Origin of the sequence: Lactobacillus gigeriorum DSM 23908 = CRBIP 24.85, from assembly GCF_000296855.1 — a bacterium.
Taxonomy (GTDB): domain Bacteria; phylum Bacillota; class Bacilli; order Lactobacillales; family Lactobacillaceae; genus Lactobacillus; species Lactobacillus gigeriorum.
The window spans coordinates 19,646-38,705 of the sequence record NZ_CAKC01000001.1; the positions used below are offsets into that span (position 1 = coordinate 19,646).

A 19,060-nucleotide genomic window follows, 5' to 3' on the forward strand; every position below is an offset into this window, starting at 1 on the left:
TATACAAAGTTCAGAGGTTTTTTGTGTCTTGAAAATTAATTATCTATCTTCATGATTAGTGAAATAACGGTAATCTTTACTCTTATCAAAGATAACTCCACGAGCGTTTTCACCGTTTGATACTGAGAATACAGCATCAGGATAAGCTTCTTTTACCTCATCTTCGATAAGACCACGCATCATTTCATTATTTGCAAGAACTGATCCAGTCAAAGCAATCTTCATTGGCTTTGGATCCTCGTAGCGGTCCAAACCAATAATAATATCACGAGCAAGCAAGTGAGCTTGATCTTTAATGATGGTCATAGCATCTTGATCGCCTGAATCAGCAAGTTTAGCAACGTGAACAGCCATACCAGCAACTTCAGGGTTAGCCATGCGATAGAATTTAGCTGTAACTTCATTCATTGATTCAACATTAAGTAAGTTTGTAAACATACCAATTAAGCTATTTTCTTCACGCTTATCCCAACTTAATAAAGCTGATTGTAAAGCACTACGTGCAATAGCGTAACCAGAGCCTTCATCGCCAAGAATATTACCATAACCACCTACAGCAATAAGGTGGCCGTTTTGAAGGCCATTATAAACAGAACCAGTACCTGCGATTACAAGGGCACCATCATCACCTTCAAGACCATTATACAGAGCTAAAAGTGAATCAGTAATAGCTCTTGTTGGTAAATTGTTGATTCTTGAGGAAATTGTAGCTGCAACTTCAGCCGCATTACCAACAACTGATAAACCAGCAATTCCTGCAAGAACACGCATGCAATCGCCGTCAATTTTATTCAATAATTCATTGACTGTTGATGCTATGTTATTTATTCCGCCTTCATAATCAGCATTAATTTGACCAGGACCGCCTTCAGCACGACCAAGTTCATTTCCATCTAAATCGTAGGCAATAGCTGTGGAGTGGGTCCCACCAGCGTCTACTCCAATTTGAAACTTGAGAGTCATTCTTTACTCTTCTTTCTATAAAAATTTGTCGGTTAACGGCTTAATTTTATCCAAAAAATTGACTTTAGTCCACCCGATTATGTAATTTTATGAACAAAAGGGTAAATAGGCTTGCCAAAATCCCGATTAGGAAAGTAAAGGGTAGATATATTAAGAGTAATTGATGTTTACCTTCTTGCAAGTTAGTTCCTAAAAATGCATGGTATGCAGGGAAAATTGTGAGTAATTTATTTTGTTTCAGATCATAAATCAGCCAGTTTTTACTATAAGGAATTGAACTAGCTAAATTAACTGCACTCTTGGTGACAAATGGATTGCTAATAAGACTTAAGTCTCCAAGCTGATGAATTTTAGGCTGTTGTGAATTAAAGTCAGCCAATCTTTGATTAAGTGCCCTAATATCGATTTGCCAAAGCTTGAGTTCCGATAAATCAATAGTTTCATGGTGCATTACAAAACTGATGATCATTTGAGTTCCTCGTTGATGGCTAGCAAGATTAATTAGATGAGCTTGAACATCTCGATCATCGAGATTGATTTGTCGATTATTAATGAAAAGACTCGCACTATCTGTGTTAATTCCTGCAGGTAGTTGCAAATAAAAATCATTATCATTAGGGATATTGATGGTAAAACGAATTCTACTTATTGTCGCGTTTTGTTGTTTGTGAAAAGCCATGATAGACTTGCTTTGATGGTCAACACCGGTTCCTTCTGGATTAGGTAAAAAAGTGCTAGCGATAACTGGTAGATTAGTATCAGTGATCTGGTTTAATAAGAGCTGTTGATTGGTAAGCGGATTAGCAGGATCAAAATCAGGTACCTGCAGGCTTCCCTGGGTCAAATAAATCAGTGGGGTTGCACTCGGATTTTTTAACAATAACAATTGAGAATATTCTTTGTGGATTAAATAATTTTCCAAATCGATGCGATTATTTAAATTGTTAAACTGCATTTTCAATTCTGGCTTAATCCGGTCATGAGCGTAATTGGGCTCAAGATAGTACTTGATTCCTAATATTGCATCAGTAATTGGAGTTCCACCGTTGTTAGTAACAGAATTACTATTATGAAGATAGCCGAGATTACTGAGCAATGTTGTCACTTTTTGATTACTGATAGAGTTAAAAACGGAAATACCATGGTAGTTTGCAGTAAAGGGATCATCGTCTGAGCGAGAAAACGTCTTTTCAATTCGTGAAAAATCATTGGTAAGACTTGTAGTCACGTCATGTAGATTGTTGCTAAAATTTAAATAATCTGTATTATTTTGAAAAGTGATATTATTTAGACTTAAGAACAGGTTACAAGTTATTTCAACGATAACCGTTAACAATAAATAATGTTCTGCTAAGCCGTGGTTGTTATGAACTAATAGAGTAAATAGAAGTGCTGAAAGCAAAAATAATAAAGAGATAATTAGCGAAGTGGGGTTAATAAAAGCTACATGGTGCTGATTCAGAAACCAAAAAATTCCAAGAAGAATAGCAATCAACATTAGGAATATTTTCCCAAAATTTGAGAGAACGCCTTTTTCTAAGAAAAAAAGCGATAATTCAAGTAGGAAAAATGACAGTATAAAGGAAAAACGCCCCGGATACCAAATTGGAAATTGACCCATGTGCCAGATTAGTACTAGAGGGTTAAAGGATAAAGATAGTATCAAAAAAACCAGTAAGATACCATTGGCTACTTTTTGTTTTTTAGAAAAATTGCTCAGGAAAAAAGCAATACCGCCTAAAAGCAGACTCATTGGAATAAAAATATTTGGCATGCCTGCTTCCATTTCGTGGTAATTGTAAGAACCAACCATTAATTTTAATGCTGCTTGATAAAGTGGGAATTGCCATTTAAAATTCCAAATAGATTGACTGCTTGCTTTTCCACCAATTAATTCAAAAAATGTCGGCAATAATACAAATGAGCAGAGCAATGAACCAAAAATGCTTAGTTTAAAATAGCGAATTGCTAGGGCTGTTCGTTTTTTCCCCAAGTCTTTAAGAAAAAGTTCTTTGATGAAGTAGCAAAAGCCAAATAATAAAACCATATATCCGGTATAAAAATTACTAAGCCAACAAAGAAAAGTTATCAGTATTAAATGTGATTTCTTATCCTGAAATAAATGGTCAATTTGATCTAGTAAAAGTGGCAATAAAATTACAGAGTCTAACCACATTAAGTTTAAATAATTAGCTACAACGAATCCGCACAAGGCGTATGCACAGGCAGCAGCTAAAAGATAGGCTCCTGAAAGCTTAAATTTTTTTTGCCAATAATAAAAGCTGCTAGCTCCAGCCGTGCCAATCTTGAGGGCAATAATTACTAAAACTCCAAGCACAAGATACTTTTGAGGAAATAGTAACAAGAGTAAGTTGAAGGGACTAGCCAGATAATATGCATTAGTACCGATCATTGAACCCCCTAAACCATTGCTAAATGAATAGATTAGACGTAAGGGATGACTTAAGGCATTTTGTTGAAAATATGCAAGAAAGTCAATGTATTGCTGACCGAGATCAACTGTCATAAAATTAAAACTATGGCTAGCAAAATATATCAAAAAGCAAAGTGTGGGGATTAGGAAACTAGCCCACAAGAATTTATGGTTATAAATTTTTCGTATCTTAGTAAGGTTCATCTTAAAATTTTTCAAAGTCATGATTGAAGATATAGAATTGTAACGGTGTTTTTGTTAAAATGATTGCAGTTTTAATGAAGGGCGATATACGTGGATTATTTTAGAAAAAACAATGGTACAGGATCTAACAAGAAGAGTTCGACGCCGATTAGAATGAAGATTATTCTTGGTGTTATTCTGGTACTATTTTCACTTTTAATAGGACAACTAGCATATCTACAGTTGAGCTATGGTTCAAAATTCAAAGCTGAAGTTGAAAAAACTGATTCAACAGTTGTTTCAAGTCAGGTTCCTCGAGGCGTGATGTACGACTCTCGGGGACGAGTTTTGGTTGGTAATAAAGCTAATAATGCTATTACTTACACTAAAGGTGCTTCAACTTCAAGTCTGCAAATTTATAATATTTCGACAGCATTGAGCAATTACATCAGTATTACCGATGAAAAGCCAACCGATGAAATGCTAGCGGAATATTATTTAGCTAATCAAGATAATACTACTAAAATTCAAGCTAAATTACCAAAAAACGATCGACAAGATCAGCAAAAGTTGATTGCAGAAGTTAAGCGGGAACATATTAAATATACCGCTAAGGAAAAAACTGCAGCGATTATTTTTAATAAGATTTCAGGAGCCTACACTTTATCAACGATTTATGTAAAGAATAAAAATTTGACTGATAAAGAATTAGCTCAAGTAGGGGAGCATTTATCGGAACTTCCTGGTGTTGGTATTGGTACTGATTGGGAACGTTCATATCCTAATGGCTCTTCAATTCAAAGTATTATCGGATCAGTTTCAACTGAAAAATCTGGATTGCCGAGTGACGATCTTGAATACTACTTGGTGCAAGGATATTCTAGAAATGATCGTGTTGGAACTTCCTACCTTGAAAAAGAGTATGAGGCTTTGCTTAAGGGAAGTAAGTCAACCAGCGAAGTCATAACCAAGTCAAACGGTGATATCCAACAAACCAAAACAGTTTATAAGGGACAGGCCGGAGCTAGTTTGATGTTAACAATTGATGCTAAATATCAAAAGAAAGTTCAATCGACTTTAAAGAGCGTCTTTAATTCTGCATTATCAAGTGGAGCTGCAAGTTATTCCAACGGTGCTTATGCGATTGCTATGAATCCGCAAACGGGAGCTTTGCTGGCCGTAGCTGGGGTTAGTCATAATCCTAAGACCAATAAGACCGTTGATAATGCTTTGGGAGTAATCAATCAGTCCTTTGTTATGGGGTCAGCTGTTAAAGGTGCAACGGTAGCTGGAGGATTGATGAATCATGTCATTAGTCTAACCAATAATACTTTACCTGATACTGCAATTTATTTACCTGGATCAGCAGTTAAAAAATCAGTCTATCCGATTGGTACTTTTAGCTCGCTAGATGCTCCAACTGCCCTTGAAGTTTCAAGTAACATTTATATGATGCAATTGGCCTTACGTTGGGTACATGCTAAATATGTGCCTAAGGAATATATTTGGATGCCAAATAATGCTTTCGAAACAATCCGTCGCAATTTTAGCATGTTTGGATTAGGGCAACGTACAGGAGTTGATCTACCAGGAGAGGTATCAGGAATTGCTGGTAGTGCCTTTGACGCGCAGGGAAGAATTAGATCAGGTTCATTATTGGACTTGGCCTATGGAAACTTTGATGCCTATACTCCAATTCAATTAGTTCAATACGTATCAACCATTGCTAATGGCGGGTATCGTCTACAACCTTATATTGTTCAATCGGTAGGTAAAACAAGTCAGGATGGCAAGAAAATTTATATTGATTACAATAAAAAGCCAAACGTTCAACAGCAAATTCCTTGGACTAGTGATGAATTAAATGTAATTCGTCAAGGATTTTATCGCGTTGTTCATGGTACTAATGGTTGGGGAACGGCTCATAAATTAAAAGATGTTAAACCATCTATTTCTGGTAAAACGGGTACTGCTCAGACATTCTACTATGATCCTGATCATCCGTATAACAAACATCCAAGGGAATTGATCAATGCAACTTTTGTTGGTTATGCTCCTTCACAAAATCCTAAATTAGCGATTGCAGTTGTTTTCCCTGGATTGGATCCAGACTTAGAAGGAAGCTATACTTTACAGGTCGCTAGAGAGATGGTTCAAGATTATTCGAAATTATATAAGTAAAAGTACTGGTCAAATTGAAATAAAAATGCTATTCTAATACAGTCAGAATAAATTTGTAGGTGGTGAAGAAAATGGCAGATAACATCATTTTGGAATGCACCGAATGTGGAGACAGAAGTTACTTATCTAAGAAGAACAAGCGTAAGCATCCGGAACGTTTAACTTTGAAGAAGTATTGCCCAGTTGAAAGACACGTAACACTTCATCGTGAAACTAAGTAATCAAACTAAAATAGCAGGTTCGTTCCTGCTATTTTTTGTTATGGTCGGTTTTTATGGATAAAAAAATATTTAGACAACGACAATTAGCTAATTTAAAAGTATTTGCAACTACTGCCCAAAAAGAACATGAAGATGAGCAACTTTTGGAACGGATATTGGGTTGGGAAGAGTTAATCAATGCAGAAACTGTAGGTTTGACTTGGTCTTTGGAATTCGAAGTGAATACATGGCCCTTGATTCAACAGCTTTGGCTCATGGAAAAAGAGGTCTATTTGCCTACTGCTAATCAGGATAAATCAATGGATTTTAAATTGTTTTCTGATAGATCTGACCTTGGCTTTTCGAGGTTTGGCGTTGGCGAAGTAATGTCTGCTAAAACAAGGATTAATAATCAACTTGATTTAATTATCGTTCCTGGGTTAGCTTATTCTAGTAAAAATGATCGCTTAGGATTTGGTGGAGGCTTCTATGATCGCTTTTTAGCCCGACATTTAGGTATCAAAACGGTTACGTTAGCGAATAGCCAAATGTTTTATCAAAATACAGAATGGGCAGTTGAAAGGACAGATATTCCGGTACAAACGATAATTACTCCGGAAGATTTTTATTACTTATAAAGAAAGTAGAATAAATGAATAAACTATATCGCAAGGATATTATCGTAACAATGAGCCTTTTGCTTTTATTGTTGGCAGTATTTATAGTTGAAATCTTTCTTGGAGGTTCAGAAAATACTGCTACTTTAATTCGATTAGGGGCCATGAATAATTATACGGTTGCGGCTGCAGGTCAATGGTGGCGATTATTTACTGCTCAATTTTTGCATATTGGAATTATGCACCTGGTTTCTAATGCAGTAATGATTTATTATCTAGGAATGTTTTTAGAACCATTGCTGGGACATATACGATTTTTGGCAGTTTACTTGATTTCAGGTATTGGCGGGAATTTGTTGAGTTTTGCTCTAGGAGATGATAGAAGTATTAGCGCAGGAGCTTCAACGGCACTATTTGGATTATTTGGCGCTCTTATTGCTGTTGGAGTCAGAAATGCCACCAGCGTAGAGGGCAGCAATAGTCTTATTAGCTATATTAGTCGACAAGCTTTTGTATTGGCCTTAATCAATATTGGCTTAGATTTATTTATTCCAAATATTGATTTGCAAGGACATCTTGGTGGCTTGTTCACTGGTGCCATGTTGACCATTATTTTGGGCAATCGTGCTACTAATAAATTTAGTGCCAAGGTTCGCATAATTTCTGGAGTAATTTTGATAATCTACGCAGTAGCAACAATTAGACAAGGAATGGTTATCAGTTTCTAATGAAAACACTGTATGATGTACAGCAATTGCTGAAAAAATATGGAATTTTGGTTCACGTTGGTAAAAGAATTTGGGATATTGAACTTATGGCAATTGAATTGGACAATATTTATAAAGCAGGTTTAATTGAACAAAAAGATTATTTAGTTGCCAAATTGATTTTGCAACGAGAACATGAAATCGAAGAAAAAGACGAAAAAAAGCATAGTATCTAATCAAATTTAGGGTTATTATAAATACTATAGGTTTTTAGAAGGGTATTAGTTGGAATATGAACACTTTCCTTATTATTGTTGATGCAATCTTATTAGCAATTATTTTAGCTTTTGCAGCAGTTTGGGGTTGGAATAAGATTCAAGCCAAGTCAATTGGTGGCGAATTGTCAAATGATGATTTTAAGACTGGCATGCGTAAAGCTCAGATTATTGACTTGCGTGAAAAAGAAGCTTTTAAACGCAAGCATATTGATGGTGCTCGCAACTTGCCATACTCAATGCTTAAGTATCAATTTGGTGAATTGCGTTCGGATTTGCCAGTATATTTGTACTCAGATTCGCAAACTATTACCTTGAGAGCAGCAAGAGTTTTGAAGAAAAAAGGATTTGCGAATATTAAGTGGCTTAAAGATGGATTTGACCGGTGGGATGGTCGAACAAAGGCCTCAAAATATTAATTTTAGAAGCAGGCAGCAGTGTCTGCTTTTTTGTATTGTTGGAATTGATAAGTGAGGAAGAAGAATTACATGCAGAAAGTTTTAGCCTTAATTGGGCCTACTGCTATTGGGAAAACCGACTTAGCAATAAAACTAGCCCAAAAATTAAATGCTGAGATTATTTCAGGCGACTCAATGCAAATATATCGTGAAGTGGCAATTGGCACTGCTAAAGCTACGCCTGAAGAACAAGCACAAGTAAAACACTATCTAGTTGATAATCAATCGATTTTCGAAGAATTTTCTGTAAAAAATTTTGTTGATCAGGCGATGGAAGCAATTGATTCGGTAAGTAGTGATCGTAAGCTACCATTTTTAGTAGGTGGTACCGGTTTTTACGTAAATGCCTTATTGAACGATATGCAACTTGGTGAAAAGGATAAACAAGAGACTAGCGTTGAGCCGGTTTGGGAAAAATTTTTGGAAGAACATGGAACTGAAGCATTGTGGTTAGAGCTTGAAAAAAGAGACAGCGAGGCAGCACATAAAATTGCGCGTTCAGACTCCAGAAGAGCAATGCGCGCACTAACAGTGATTGATCGAACCGGACAAAAATTTTCTGAACAACAAGAAACGATTCAGCCAAGATATGATTATCTATTGATTGGGTTGAATTCTGATCGCCAAAAAATTTACGAACGGATCAATTTGCGAGTTGATAAGATGATGCAATTAGGTCTGCTTGAAGAAGCAAAATATGTCTATGAAAATCGCGATCGGGAATATCAAGTTTTGCAGGCAATCGGTTATAAAGAATTTTTTCCATATTTCGAAGGTAAAAATTCTTTAGATGAGTGCGTAAAAGCATTAAAGACGGCTTCAAGAAGATATGCTAAGCGCCAATTAACTTATTTCCGTAATAAGTTACCAGTAAAATGGTTTGATCCACTTGATGATCCTAATTGTGCCGAAAAAATTCAAAAAACTGTGGAGGAATGGTTAAATGTTTGAAATATCTGATGAATTGCAAAAATTAGTTGCTGAGGTTGATAAGCTGATTGCTCCTAAAATAAGTGAAATCGATGAACAAATTTTATATAACCAAGGTAAAGTGCTCAAAGCTTTTCAAGATGAACAAGTAGCTGAAGCTGATTTAACGGGCGCTACAGGCTATGGCGATGATGATATGGGAAGAGATAAATTGGATCGGATCTATGCTCGAGTTTTTAAAACTGAAGCTGCTGTGGTGAGACCGCAATTTGTTTCAGGAACCCATACCTTATATACTGGCTTAAATGGAAATTTAAATGCAGGCGATACTTTGACTTACTTAACAGGGATGCCTTATGACACTCTTCAGCAAGTGATCGGACTGGCGCCAAATAAGCGAGGCACTCTGTTAGAACGTGGAGTTAAATTTTCGTATGTTCCTTTAACAGACACTGGATTAATCGATTATGACCAAGCTGAATTGATTTTAAAACGTGATCAGCCCAAGATAGTAGCAATTCAACGTTCTAGAGGATATTCAACAAGAAAGACTTTTACGGTTGAACAAATAAGAGAAATGATTGCTTTTGTGAAGAAGGTTAGTCCTGATAGTTTGATCTTTATCGATAATTGTTATGGCGAATTCTCAGAAAAGCATGAGCCAACCGAATTTGGGGCTGATTTTATGGCTGGTTCCTTAATCAAGAATGCTGGAGGCGGTATTGCTAAAACAGGTGGATATATCGTTGGTAAACATGAACTGATTGAAAATGCCAAGATTGCTTTGACTGCTCCTGGATGTACTGAAGAGGGGGCGACTCTGGGGAATCTTCGTGATTTCTATCAAGGTTTCTTCTTGTCGCCTAATGTAACTGGAATGGCAGAAAAAGGGATGGTTTTTGCTGCAGCTTTATTTGAAAAGATGGGACTAAACGTTTCTCCTAAGTGGAATGAGGCTCGTAGTGATGTCATTGAAACGATTATCTTTAATGATCCAGCCAAGATGCAAAAATTCATCCGTGAAGTACAAAAGAATTCGCCAATTGATTCTTTTGTAAAACCTGAAGCTTACCACATGCCAGGATACGAAGATAAGGTTATCATGGCTGCAGGTACATTTGTATCAGGTTCGACAATCGAATTTTCAGCTGATGGACCAATTAGACCGCCATACGCAGTCTACATGCAAGGTGGATTAACGTATGCTCATGATAAGTTGGCAGTAATTAATGCAGTTGAAGATACTTTCTTCAAAAATTAAAATTATTAAGAATTACTAAAGTTGTCAAAACATTACTATACCGCTTTGACATTTTAAGGCTTATCTGCTATTGTATTTACAGTTCTTTAAAGAATATCTATTGTTTAAAGGACTATACCAATTGTTATATTAATGTTTTAATTCGGGTGGAGAATTATGAGTAAAACAGTTACTGCAGATGAAATTAGAAAGAGCGTTGAAGAAAACGACGTTCGCTTTTTGAGATTATCATTTACTGATATTAACGGAACTTCAAAGGCTGTTGAAGTACCTAAGAGTCAATTAGATAAAGTATTGACCAATGATATCAGATTTGATGGCTCCTCAATCGATGGCTTTGTTCGCTTGGAAGAAAGCGACATGGTATTGTATCCAGACTTTTCAACTTGGGCAGTTTTGCCTTGGTCTGATGAACGTGGTGGAAAAATTGGACGGTTAGTTTGCTCAGTTCATAATACTGATGGCACACCATTTGAGGGCGATCCTCGTAACAATTTAAAGCGCGTTTTACGTGAAATGAAAGAAATGGGATATTCAGACTTTGAAATCGGCTTTGAAGCAGAATTCCATTTATTTAAGTTGAGTAGTGAAGGTAACTGGACTACTAATGTTCCAGATCATGCATCATACTTTGATATGACGTCAGATGATGAAGGTGCAAGATGCCGTCGTGATATTGTTGAAACCTTGGAAAGCATTGGTTTTGAAGTCGAAGCTGCTCACCATGAAGTAGGTGATGGTCAACAAGAAATCGACTTCCGTTTTGATGATGCTTTGACTACTGCCGATCGTGTTCAAACTTTCAAGATGGTTGTTCGTGAAATCGCTAGAAAGCATGGCTTATTTGCTACTTTTATGGCAAAACCAGTTGAAGGACAAGCCGGTAATGGGATGCATACTAATATGTCATTATTTAAAGATGGCAAGAATGCTTTCTATGATGCTAACAACGAATATCACTTATCAGATACTGCATTGTTCTTCTTAAATGGTATTTTGGAACATGCACGTGCTATTACTGCAATTGGTAATCCAACTGTTAACTCATATAAGAGATTAATCCCAGGTTTTGAAGCTCCGGTTTATATTTCATGGGCTTCGAAGAACCGTTCACCAATGGTAAGAATTCCATCTGCTGAAGAAATTAATACTCGTTTGGAAATGCGTTCAGCAGATCCAACTGCTAACCCATACTTGTTATTGGCTGCATGTTTGACTGCTGGTCTTCAAGGTATTAAGGAAGGCAAGAAGCCAATGGCTCCAATCACTTCTAACGTATTTGAAATGACTGAAGAAGAAAGAGCTGAACGTGGCATCAAGCCTTTACCATCAACTTTGCACAATGCTATTAAGGCCTTTAAGCAAGATGAATTATTGCAACACGCATTAGGTGAACACTTGACCCAAAGCTTTATTGATTCAAAGAACTTAGAATGGTCTCAATATACTCAATCGGTTTCTGACTGGGAAAGAGATCGTTACATGGGTTATTAAGCTATTAAGCTAAACGAAATTAATCAAAGACTGCTAAACGGTGATTGGCTGTTTTAGCAGTCTTTTGTTTTCTTTATAGAATAATCTTGTTAAAATAGAAGAAAAAACGTGAGGACTAAAAATGACAGAAGATGTAAATGTAACTTTTGAAGCTGTTAATCCAAGTGGAATCAAATTGTTAAATCGGTTATATGACCAACACCTAGTTCTTAATGATTTAGGGGTTCGCTTAGATCAACAGTTAAGTGATGACGAAGCTGAGCTGACGATCCCAACTCAAGAAGATTTAGATAATTTAAGGGCTACTTTTATGAGCAGCATTGATGTATTTAGCGATATTGTTAAAGATTATGGCGATACCCAAAAATTTGCTGCTAATTTTGGTGGCTTAACTAGAACCTTTGCTGAAAAGTTGCTCATTGAGCTTAAAACGTATAATGATGGTGTTGCTGATATTGCAAAGGAAGATGATGGTTTGGCTTCTTATGATGAAGATAAGCTGAATGATTGGATCAATACAATGATGGGTTTGATTGTTGAGACTAATGAAGCATTTAATCAATTGATCGAACAAGGTAAATAATGAATTTAAAAGATGCAAAATTCCATGCATCTTTTTATTTTTTGAAAAATATGAGGCTTCTCTAGTTTTCAAAGGTGTAAAATTAATGATGAAAGTAAAGGAAGTAATATTTTGAAGAACAAATCAACCTATAGTAAAGATGTTATCTTGGTAATGGCAGCCTCCTTCTTTTTTATGTTTAGTACCATGTTTATCAATCCGTTGATCAATGGCTATGCGAAAAATCTGGGTGCCAACAGCAGTTTTGCCGGTTTAATTGTAGGAATCATGAGTGTGGCTTCTATGATATTAAGACCAGTCGCAGGAAATTTAACAGATCGATTTTCCAAATATCAGCTATCGTTTATTGGGGGAATATTAATTTTTGTTGGTGTAGTTGGTTATGTATTAGCTCCATCAAGTGGGTGGCTGTTACTGTTTCGTTTAATTAATGGGATTGGTTATGTTTTATGTACGGTATGCATGACTACGTGGTTAGCTTTGCTTGTGCCTAGGGCTCACGTAGGAAAGGCAATGGGTTTTTATGGATTGATGAATGCCTTAGCTATGGCGCTTGCTCCTGCCATCTCGATTAATTTATATCAAAAAATTGGTTACCGACCAGCCTTAATATTTTCGGCTGTAGCTGCTTTATTAATGATTTCGGTTATTCAATTTGTTGGTAATCGTGGAAAGGTTATCCAGAAGAGCAAAGCAAAAACATCTGAACATTTTCAAATTATTCAAGTTAAAGTACTGCCAGTGGCTCTTCTTACTACGCTTTTTGCTTTACCATATTTCGTTACGCAAGCAGATATTGTCACTTATGTTGAACAAAAACATGTTAGTGTCGCTACAGGAGCATACTTTTTAATCTATGCAGTTGTTTTATTAGTAATTCGAATCTTGCTTAAGAATCTCTTTGACACAGTGGCATTTGGACGTTGGTTCTGGATTAGTTGGATGGCAACTGGTATTTATATCATTTTATTAGCTGTGATGGATAATAACCTAGAAATGGGTTTAGCGGCAGCAGGTATGGCTATCGGTTATGGTGTAATATATTCGGTTTTACAATCAACTGCACTGTTATTAGCTCCTGCTGATCAACAAGGACTTGCCAGTGCAACTTTTTACTTAGGACTTGATATCGCCATGTCTTTTGGCCCAATTATTAGTGGGTTTATTGACAGCTTATTACCAATAAAATACTTCTATCCCGTAGAATTACTTTTGTTACCGCTTGCTTTTCTAGTCTATTCGCTTTATTGCAAGCGCTTAAATCATGCAATTGATCATCACTGATAGCTATTCATTAAACTTTTTTTGTACTAAGTTCACACTTTATTCAAATTATCATGGCATAGTTTTTAAGTAGATATGGGAGTGATTTTTTGAGTATATATGGAAAATATGAACCGACATTAGAACGAATTTTAAATGAATTATTGACAAGATTGGAAAATTTAAATTCTGATTATCAAGCTAGAAATGGACAAAATCTGTTTGAACATTTGAATGGTAGAATAAAGACCAATGCTAGTATGGTTGAAAAATGTCAAAGAAAAAATCTACCAGTCAACGTTAATTCGGCTTTGAGAATTAATCGTGATAGTATTGGTATTCGGATTGTATGTAATTTCATTGATGATATTTATACTTGCATTGATTTGCTGGAAACAATGCCAGATATTACTGTAGTGACCAAGAAAGACTACATAACTAATGCCAAGAAAAATGGCTATCGATCTTATCACATGATCTTAGATATGACAGTTCCAGAAGTTGATGTAGACGGTAATCAACCAGGACACTATTTTGTAGAAATCCAATTGCGAACGATTGCAATGGATACTTGGGCAAGTCTGGAACACGAAATGAAATATAAACATGATATCAAAAATCCAGAATTAATTAGCCAAGAATTGAAGCGAGTAGCAGATGAGTTAGCTTCTTGTGATATAAGCTTACAGACTATTCGACAATTAATTAGAGAGGAAAATTAAAATGAGGATCTTACTTGCTGAGGATGAGCCTCAACTTAATCGGGTGGTCAAGGTTGCCCTTGAAAGTGTTGGATATCAGGTAGATACAGTTTTTGACGGCGAACAAGCAATTTCCGCTGCTAAAAGTAATCCTTATGATGTTATTATTTTAGATATCATGATGCCGGTATTAGACGGTATTGAGGTTTTAAAACAAATTAGAGCCAATGGCGATAAGACCTACGTAATGATGTTAACGGCAAAAGCAGAAATCGATGATCGAGTTATAGGTTTGGAATCTGGTGCGGATGACTATTTGACTAAGCCGTTTTCTTTAAAGGAATTAATTGCCCGTTTACGCTCACGAGAACGCCGCGATGCTGAATACCAAGTCACAGAGATGGATTATAGTGATCTACACCTTAATACAGACCAACAAGAATTAGTTGCACATAATTCGATTCGATTGGCTAGCAAAGAAGTCGATCTATTATCTTATTTGATTTTGAATAGTGAAAAAGCCATTTCTAATCAAGAAATTCTTGATCATGTATGGAAAGATGATCCATTAGCAGATAGTGAATTAGTATGGATCTACATTTCTTATTTGCGTCAAAAAATGACATCAATTGGTAGCAAGGTAAAAATAATAGGTGAAAAAAACGGAGAGTTTGTTTTGACTAAGTAAAGCGAGGCGACATAATGATTCAAAAATTTCGCTGGCGATTTATTGCAATTTCAATCTTTTCACTTTTTTTAGTACTAACTATTTCGATCGGTAGCCTGATTGCTGTAAATTTTAAAAGAGCTGGTGATGAAGCTAATCGAGTATTAACAGTATTAATTACCAACAACGGTGTGATGACTCCTAATAATGCAAGAGGCGAATTCAAGCAACAGAATTTTTTGGATCAAAGTATCGGTGCCCATCATTTTAATCCGGAACAGATTTATCAGTATCGCTATTTTTCAGTTGTAAGCGATCAAAGTCGGCTCACGTTAGTCAATAACCAGAAACCATATAAAGTTAGTTCTAAAGAAATAAATCAGGTTGCAAAAAAAGTATTGGCTCAAAAAGAAAATGATGGTGAAGTGGTAATTTCTAATAATGATTATCTTTTTAGAAAAGGCATTAATGATCAAGGCCAGGAAATTGTAGCATTTTTGAATGTCACTCTGATATTTCAACAAGCGCGTTCTTTATTAAAATTAGCCATGATACTTGGCTTGATGGCTTTGATATTTTTTGCCATCATTTTGATAATTGTATCTAAGCATGCAATACGGCCAATTGTCAAAGTATATAATAAACAAAAACAGTTCATAACGAATGCTGGTCATGAATTGAAGACCCCATTAGCGATTATTTCTGCAAATACTGAAATGCAAGAGATGATGGGCAATGAGTCTGAATGGACTGAAAGTACTAAAGAACAAGTTGCTCGTCTAACTGAGCTAGTTAATCGACTCATCTCTTTAGCTAGAATGGAAGAAACTGGTGATTTAGCTTTAAGCAAGGTTGATTTTTCAAAAATTGTTCAAGATAGTAGTAAAAGCTTCGCACCAGTAATAAAAAGTAAAGGCTTTAATTATCAAATTAATATTCAGGAAGGATTATTTATTAAAGCTGAAGCCAAGAGCTTAGCGGAAATTGTCAATATCTTGTTGGATAATGCCCAAAAATATTGTGATCCTGAGGGGTTAATTGCCGTTAAACTTAGTGCAGGTAAATTGAATCGAACAGCTGTTTTAAGAGTAAGCAATACTTATCGTGAAGGTAAAAATCAAGATTATCGTAACTTCTTTGAGCGATTTTATCGTGAGGATGAGTCTCACAATAATGCTACCGAAGGATTTGGCATTGGTTTATCGATGGCCAAGCAAGTGGTTAATGCGTTTAAAGGGAAAATCAATGTGACGTATAATCAAGATCGAATTAGTTTTAATGTAGTTTTTCAATTAAGTAAATAGGGGCAAAAGATGGCGACTTATCAGATAAAAACACTAATTGGCAAAGAAGAATGGCAACAAATCACGCAAGTTAGAGCGCACGAATTTATAAGTGATAACGCAACACAAGATGCTGGTCCTAGTCCGGTAGAATATTTATGTGGATCAGTAAATTCATGTATTGGTATATCTGCAGCGATGATTATTAAGGGACATCGTTTAAATGTAACTAATTTTAAGATTGAAACGGCTGCTGAAACGGAAAAATTACCACATAGTCAGTCTAAGATCAAAGAAATGACCCTAAAAATAAGTTTTGACTCTGATCTTGATCAAATGCGCAAGAAAAAGTTCATTGAACATGTATTATGGGTCTCAACCGTTTACCAAAGCTTAAAAGAAGCTTTCCCAATTAAAATTGAATATTAAAAAAGCCATGACTTTTCTTTTATGGAGGCCATGGCTTTTTTATGCTTATTTTTGATAAAAATGTAATTCTGTGTTAGCTAAATCAATAGTATAAGTTTCGTCTTCCAAAGGACGTTTAGTCATACCTTGATCAGTTGAGTAGACGATTAACGCTAACTTGCTACCAACAGGCATTTGATAATATGTTGGTTGGAGCTTGAAATCAAGATCAACGAATTGATCAGCCTTGATCTTACTTGGCTTTTTCATATCTTGATAGTTTTGTAAATTCATATGCCCTTTAGTAATCAATTTAGCATGGGTTAGCTTGTCTGGGACAAACTCTTGTAAAGTATCAGTTCCAAAGCGATATCCGAGTTCTTGACCACCGCGCATTAAGAATTTTGGAGTGGCAGTAAGTCGTTTTCGATCGGCAATTTCTACCAATGCAACGGATATTTGACCCTTCGGTAATGAACCAGCAACGCGAAGCTTGATTTCTGGTCGACCGACAATGGTTACAGGATGAATATATTCTTCCGTTGTAAATCGAAGACTAGGCTTAGCCCATTTTTCATCGCCACAGATAAACTTATATTGCCAATCGCTTTCAGAAATCTTGGCAGCTTTGAAATCTTGTCCACCATGATCAACGAAGGAAAGTTTAGCTTTTCCGTTACCATCTTTTTGGAGATCAAGTTCATCAGTTGGATAGTAGGTCACTTTTTGCCCGATTTCATCAGCCCAATCGTTTTCCTCATGCCATTTATCTGCCTGAAGATTGTCTTGAATCATTACTGTTGGCCACTGCTTTTCAGCATGGTTATCAACTTCAAGCAGTTCATGTACAAACCACAAATTCATTAAATCAGTGAAGTCGATTGAAACTAGGTTGTTCATGTTATAATGTGGACCTTGATGTAGGAATAAATGATGTTTGATTGGTAATTGCTTTACTTTTTGCCATACCTTATAAACGTTTTTTGGTTTAACGTTCCAATCGTTTAGTCCATGAACGCTGATCCAAGAGCATTTAATTCCATCTGTATGATGACGATAGTTTCTTGCTTCCCAAAAGTCTGAATATTGTCCGGTTATACGATCCGATTTTTCAAGCAAGCGTTTTTGCATTGCTTCATATTTTGGCTTGACTTTGATAGCAGAGCCTGCATCCCAGAGATTTGATTGACAGGTTTCAGCTAGTAGATCAAGGTCTTCACCTTGACAGGCTTCAGGTGCAATAACTAGACCATGTTCACGATAATAGTCGTACCATGAAGAGATTGCTGCTTCGGAAACTACAGTCTTAAGACCAGCAACTCCAGTAGTTGCAACGGCAATTTGAAGCGTCCCTAAGTATGAACGTCCGGTCATCCCAATGTTACCGTTGCACCAAGAAGCTTTAGTTTCTTGGGTGCGAGAACGATCAGTATAGGCGATCCGATCACCATGTAGCCATTCGATAACTTCCTTTGCAGATTCAGTTTCTTCAGGAGCACCAGTGATTCTTAAGCCATCACTACCGCGAGTACCAATGCCTCCAGCAAAGACACTAGCAAATCCACGAGCTAAAAGATATTCGTTTAATGGATATGATCCTTTATGAACGGCCTCTTCACTGGCAGGAGCATCTGAATCTCTAGGCTGGTTAGCGGAAACGATAGGTGCTGCTTGATATTGAGGATTTGACCAAAGAGTAGCATCAGATAAGTTCTCGTCAACGCTGTGATTGCGTTTAACATTATCAATAATTCCGCCAAAGTATGGGCTTGCTGTATATAGTGCAGGTACTGGTAATTCTTTAGACGATCCTGCTGGTCGAAAAATAGTTACTTGAATCAGATCGCTTTTTCCATCTTCATCGGTGTCAAGATCACTTTCAACGTAGACAACTTCTCTGATGACTTTGCTGGTATCGAAAACAGGAAGAGCCTTTCCGTTGAAAAATAGGAATTGCTTTTTACCCCAGAAGGGCACGAAATAGCCCTTTCCAGCCATAACGTCAATCAATAATTGCCCATTTTTGCTACGGGTATTCAAAAGTCGATAAAAAGCATCAATTAGTTCATTAATAGAGCCAATTTCTTCTTTATAAGGAAGCGCCTGCTTTTTCATAAAAGCAAGGGGATCACTAAGTTGATAATCATATTCAACATGGTATCCGAGCAACTGAAGGGCTACATTATAGAAAGCTTTAGGATTAATACTGTCGTGACTTTCTTTTAGATAATCAGCCAAAACAGTAGTTTCAGAAACTGCAAATTCTATCATCTTGGCAGTTTTGCTTTCAGCAGTTTTTGCTTCGGCGATAGTTTGCTTAACTAATAAACCAAATAATTCAGTTAATGAGTAGTTGGAATAATTGCTTGGCAAAAAGTCAATTGCTTGCAATTCATTAATTTCTTTTTCGAGCGGGGTAGTTACGTATGCATATTGATTATATTTCATACAA

The 19,060-nt window shown here is 36.3% G+C and carries 18 protein-coding genes; 15 read left to right on the forward strand and 3 right to left on the reverse strand.

Going from position 1 to position 19,060, the window contains the following annotated elements:
• Window positions 1-39: 39 nt before the first annotated feature.
• Both BN52_RS00115 and BN52_RS00120 read right to left on the reverse strand, forming a co-directional pair.
• Window positions 40-963, reverse strand: coding sequence for an N-acetylglucosamine kinase (locus BN52_RS00115; RefSeq protein WP_008471968.1), 924 nt, complete (start codon window positions 961-963; stop codon window positions 40-42).
• Between the two features lie 64 nt (window positions 964-1,027).
• Window positions 1,028-3,622 carry a YfhO family protein gene (locus BN52_RS00120; protein WP_338385745.1) on the reverse strand — a complete coding sequence of 865 codons (2,595 nt, stop codon included), beginning with the start codon at window positions 3,620-3,622 and terminating at the stop codon, window positions 1,028-1,030.
• Between the two features lie 69 nt (window positions 3,623-3,691).
• Here BN52_RS00120 and BN52_RS00125 point away from each other — a divergent pair, with 69 nt between their 5' ends.
• From BN52_RS00125 to BN52_RS00195, 15 genes are all read left to right on the forward strand, one after another.
• Window positions 3,692-5,761: a peptidoglycan D,D-transpeptidase FtsI family protein gene (locus BN52_RS00125; protein ID WP_008471971.1), complete on the forward strand. Its 2,070-nt coding sequence runs from the start codon at window positions 3,692-3,694 to the stop codon at window positions 5,759-5,761.
• Between the two features lie 71 nt (window positions 5,762-5,832).
• Window positions 5,833-5,982 carry a 50S ribosomal protein L33 gene (gene rpmG / locus BN52_RS00130; RefSeq protein WP_008471973.1) on the forward strand — a complete coding sequence of 50 codons (150 nt, stop codon included), beginning with the start codon at window positions 5,833-5,835 and terminating at the stop codon, window positions 5,980-5,982.
• Window positions 5,983-6,035: 53 nt separating this feature from the next.
• The gene (locus BN52_RS00135; RefSeq protein ID WP_008471974.1) at window positions 6,036-6,599 is read left to right on the forward strand and encodes a 5-formyltetrahydrofolate cyclo-ligase; all 564 of its coding nucleotides are present in this window, start codon (window positions 6,036-6,038) and stop codon (window positions 6,597-6,599) included.
• A gap of 14 nt (window positions 6,600-6,613) precedes the next feature.
• On the forward strand, window positions 6,614-7,306 hold the full coding sequence (locus tag BN52_RS00140) for a rhomboid family intramembrane serine protease (RefSeq protein ID WP_008471975.1): 693 nt from the start codon (window positions 6,614-6,616) through the stop codon (window positions 7,304-7,306).
• Window positions 7,306-7,521 (forward strand): YqgQ family protein, encoded by a 216-nt coding sequence (locus BN52_RS00145; RefSeq protein WP_008471976.1) that lies wholly within the window; start codon window positions 7,306-7,308, stop codon window positions 7,519-7,521. The genes BN52_RS00140 and BN52_RS00145 overlap by 1 nt, the downstream gene beginning before the upstream one ends.
• 56 nt (window positions 7,522-7,577) lie before the next feature.
• On the forward strand, window positions 7,578-7,979 hold the full coding sequence (locus BN52_RS00150) for a rhodanese-like domain-containing protein (RefSeq protein ID WP_008471977.1): 402 nt from the start codon (window positions 7,578-7,580) through the stop codon (window positions 7,977-7,979).
• Window positions 7,980-8,048: 69 nt separating this feature from the next.
• On the forward strand, window positions 8,049-8,969 hold the full coding sequence (gene miaA, locus BN52_RS00155; RefSeq protein WP_008471978.1) for a tRNA (adenosine(37)-N6)-dimethylallyltransferase MiaA: 921 nt from the start codon (window positions 8,049-8,051) through the stop codon (window positions 8,967-8,969).
• The gene (locus BN52_RS00160) at window positions 8,962-10,209 is read left to right on the forward strand and encodes a methionine gamma-lyase family protein (protein WP_008471979.1); all 1,248 of its coding nucleotides are present in this window, start codon (window positions 8,962-8,964) and stop codon (window positions 10,207-10,209) included. The genes miaA and BN52_RS00160 overlap by 8 nt, the downstream gene beginning before the upstream one ends.
• Window positions 10,210-10,365: 156 nt before the next feature.
• Complete coding sequence (gene glnA, locus BN52_RS00165) at window positions 10,366-11,703, forward strand: type I glutamate--ammonia ligase (protein ID WP_008471980.1); 1,338 nt, start codon at window positions 10,366-10,368, stop codon at window positions 11,701-11,703.
• Window positions 11,704-11,824: 121 nt separating this feature from the next.
• On the forward strand, window positions 11,825-12,286 hold the full coding sequence (locus BN52_RS00170; protein WP_008471981.1) for a hypothetical protein: 462 nt from the start codon (window positions 11,825-11,827) through the stop codon (window positions 12,284-12,286).
• Between the two features lie 108 nt (window positions 12,287-12,394).
• Window positions 12,395-13,570 (forward strand): MFS transporter, encoded by a 1,176-nt coding sequence (locus BN52_RS00175; RefSeq protein WP_040473256.1) that lies wholly within the window; start codon window positions 12,395-12,397, stop codon window positions 13,568-13,570.
• Window positions 13,571-13,659: 89 nt separating this feature from the next.
• Window positions 13,660-14,271 (forward strand): GTP pyrophosphokinase, encoded by a 612-nt coding sequence (locus BN52_RS00180; protein ID WP_008471983.1) that lies wholly within the window; start codon window positions 13,660-13,662, stop codon window positions 14,269-14,271.
• A 1-nt stretch (window position 14,272) separates the two neighbouring features.
• Window positions 14,273-14,938 carry a response regulator transcription factor gene (locus tag BN52_RS00185; protein WP_008471984.1) on the forward strand — a complete coding sequence of 222 codons (666 nt, stop codon included), beginning with the start codon at window positions 14,273-14,275 and terminating at the stop codon, window positions 14,936-14,938.
• 14 nt (window positions 14,939-14,952) lie between these two features.
• Complete coding sequence (locus BN52_RS00190) at window positions 14,953-16,221, forward strand: sensor histidine kinase (protein ID WP_008471986.1); 1,269 nt, start codon at window positions 14,953-14,955, stop codon at window positions 16,219-16,221.
• A 9-nt stretch (window positions 16,222-16,230) separates the two neighbouring features.
• Window positions 16,231-16,629, forward strand: a complete 399-nt coding sequence (locus BN52_RS00195) for an OsmC family protein (RefSeq protein WP_008471987.1) — start codon at window positions 16,231-16,233, stop codon at window positions 16,627-16,629.
• Window positions 16,630-16,674: 45 nt separating this feature from the next.
• Here the strand turns inward: BN52_RS00195 and BN52_RS00200 are convergent, their stop codons facing one another.
• The gene (locus BN52_RS00200; protein WP_008471988.1) at window positions 16,675-19,056 is read right to left on the reverse strand and encodes a Xaa-Pro dipeptidyl-peptidase; all 2,382 of its coding nucleotides are present in this window, start codon (window positions 19,054-19,056) and stop codon (window positions 16,675-16,677) included.
• Window positions 19,057-19,060 lie beyond the last annotated feature (4 nt).

Excerpts from the sequence above, each read along its gene's own strand:
- BN52_RS00200 (WP_008471988.1), bottom strand. The coding sequence starts at position 19,056 with ATGAAATATAATCAATATGCATACGTAACTACCCCGCTCGAAAAAGAA.
- rpmG (WP_008471973.1), top strand. The coding sequence starts at position 5,833 with ATGGCAGATAACATCATTTTGGAATGCACCGAATGTGGAGACAGAAGT.
- BN52_RS00160 (WP_008471979.1), top strand. The coding sequence starts at position 8,962 with ATGTTTGAAATATCTGATGAATTGCAAAAATTAGTTGCTGAGGTTGAT.
- BN52_RS00150 (WP_008471977.1), top strand. The coding sequence starts at position 7,578 with ATGAACACTTTCCTTATTATTGTTGATGCAATCTTATTAGCAATTATT.
- BN52_RS00170 (WP_008471981.1), top strand. The coding sequence starts at position 11,825 with ATGACAGAAGATGTAAATGTAACTTTTGAAGCTGTTAATCCAAGTGGA.
- BN52_RS00115 (WP_008471968.1), bottom strand. The coding sequence starts at position 963 with ATGACTCTCAAGTTTCAAATTGGAGTAGACGCTGGTGGGACCCACTCC.
- BN52_RS00195 (WP_008471987.1), top strand. The coding sequence starts at position 16,231 with ATGGCGACTTATCAGATAAAAACACTAATTGGCAAAGAAGAATGGCAA.
- miaA (WP_008471978.1), top strand. The coding sequence starts at position 8,049 with ATGCAGAAAGTTTTAGCCTTAATTGGGCCTACTGCTATTGGGAAAACC.
- BN52_RS00120 (WP_338385745.1), bottom strand. The coding sequence starts at position 3,622 with ATGACTTTGAAAAATTTTAAGATGAACCTTACTAAGATACGAAAAATT.
- BN52_RS00140 (WP_008471975.1), top strand. The coding sequence starts at position 6,614 with ATGAATAAACTATATCGCAAGGATATTATCGTAACAATGAGCCTTTTG.
- BN52_RS00190 (WP_008471986.1), top strand. The coding sequence starts at position 14,953 with ATGATTCAAAAATTTCGCTGGCGATTTATTGCAATTTCAATCTTTTCA.
- glnA (WP_008471980.1), top strand. The coding sequence starts at position 10,366 with ATGAGTAAAACAGTTACTGCAGATGAAATTAGAAAGAGCGTTGAAGAA.
- BN52_RS00135 (WP_008471974.1), top strand. The coding sequence starts at position 6,036 with ATGGATAAAAAAATATTTAGACAACGACAATTAGCTAATTTAAAAGTA.
- BN52_RS00145 (WP_008471976.1), top strand. The coding sequence starts at position 7,306 with ATGAAAACACTGTATGATGTACAGCAATTGCTGAAAAAATATGGAATT.
- BN52_RS00185 (WP_008471984.1), top strand. The coding sequence starts at position 14,273 with ATGAGGATCTTACTTGCTGAGGATGAGCCTCAACTTAATCGGGTGGTC.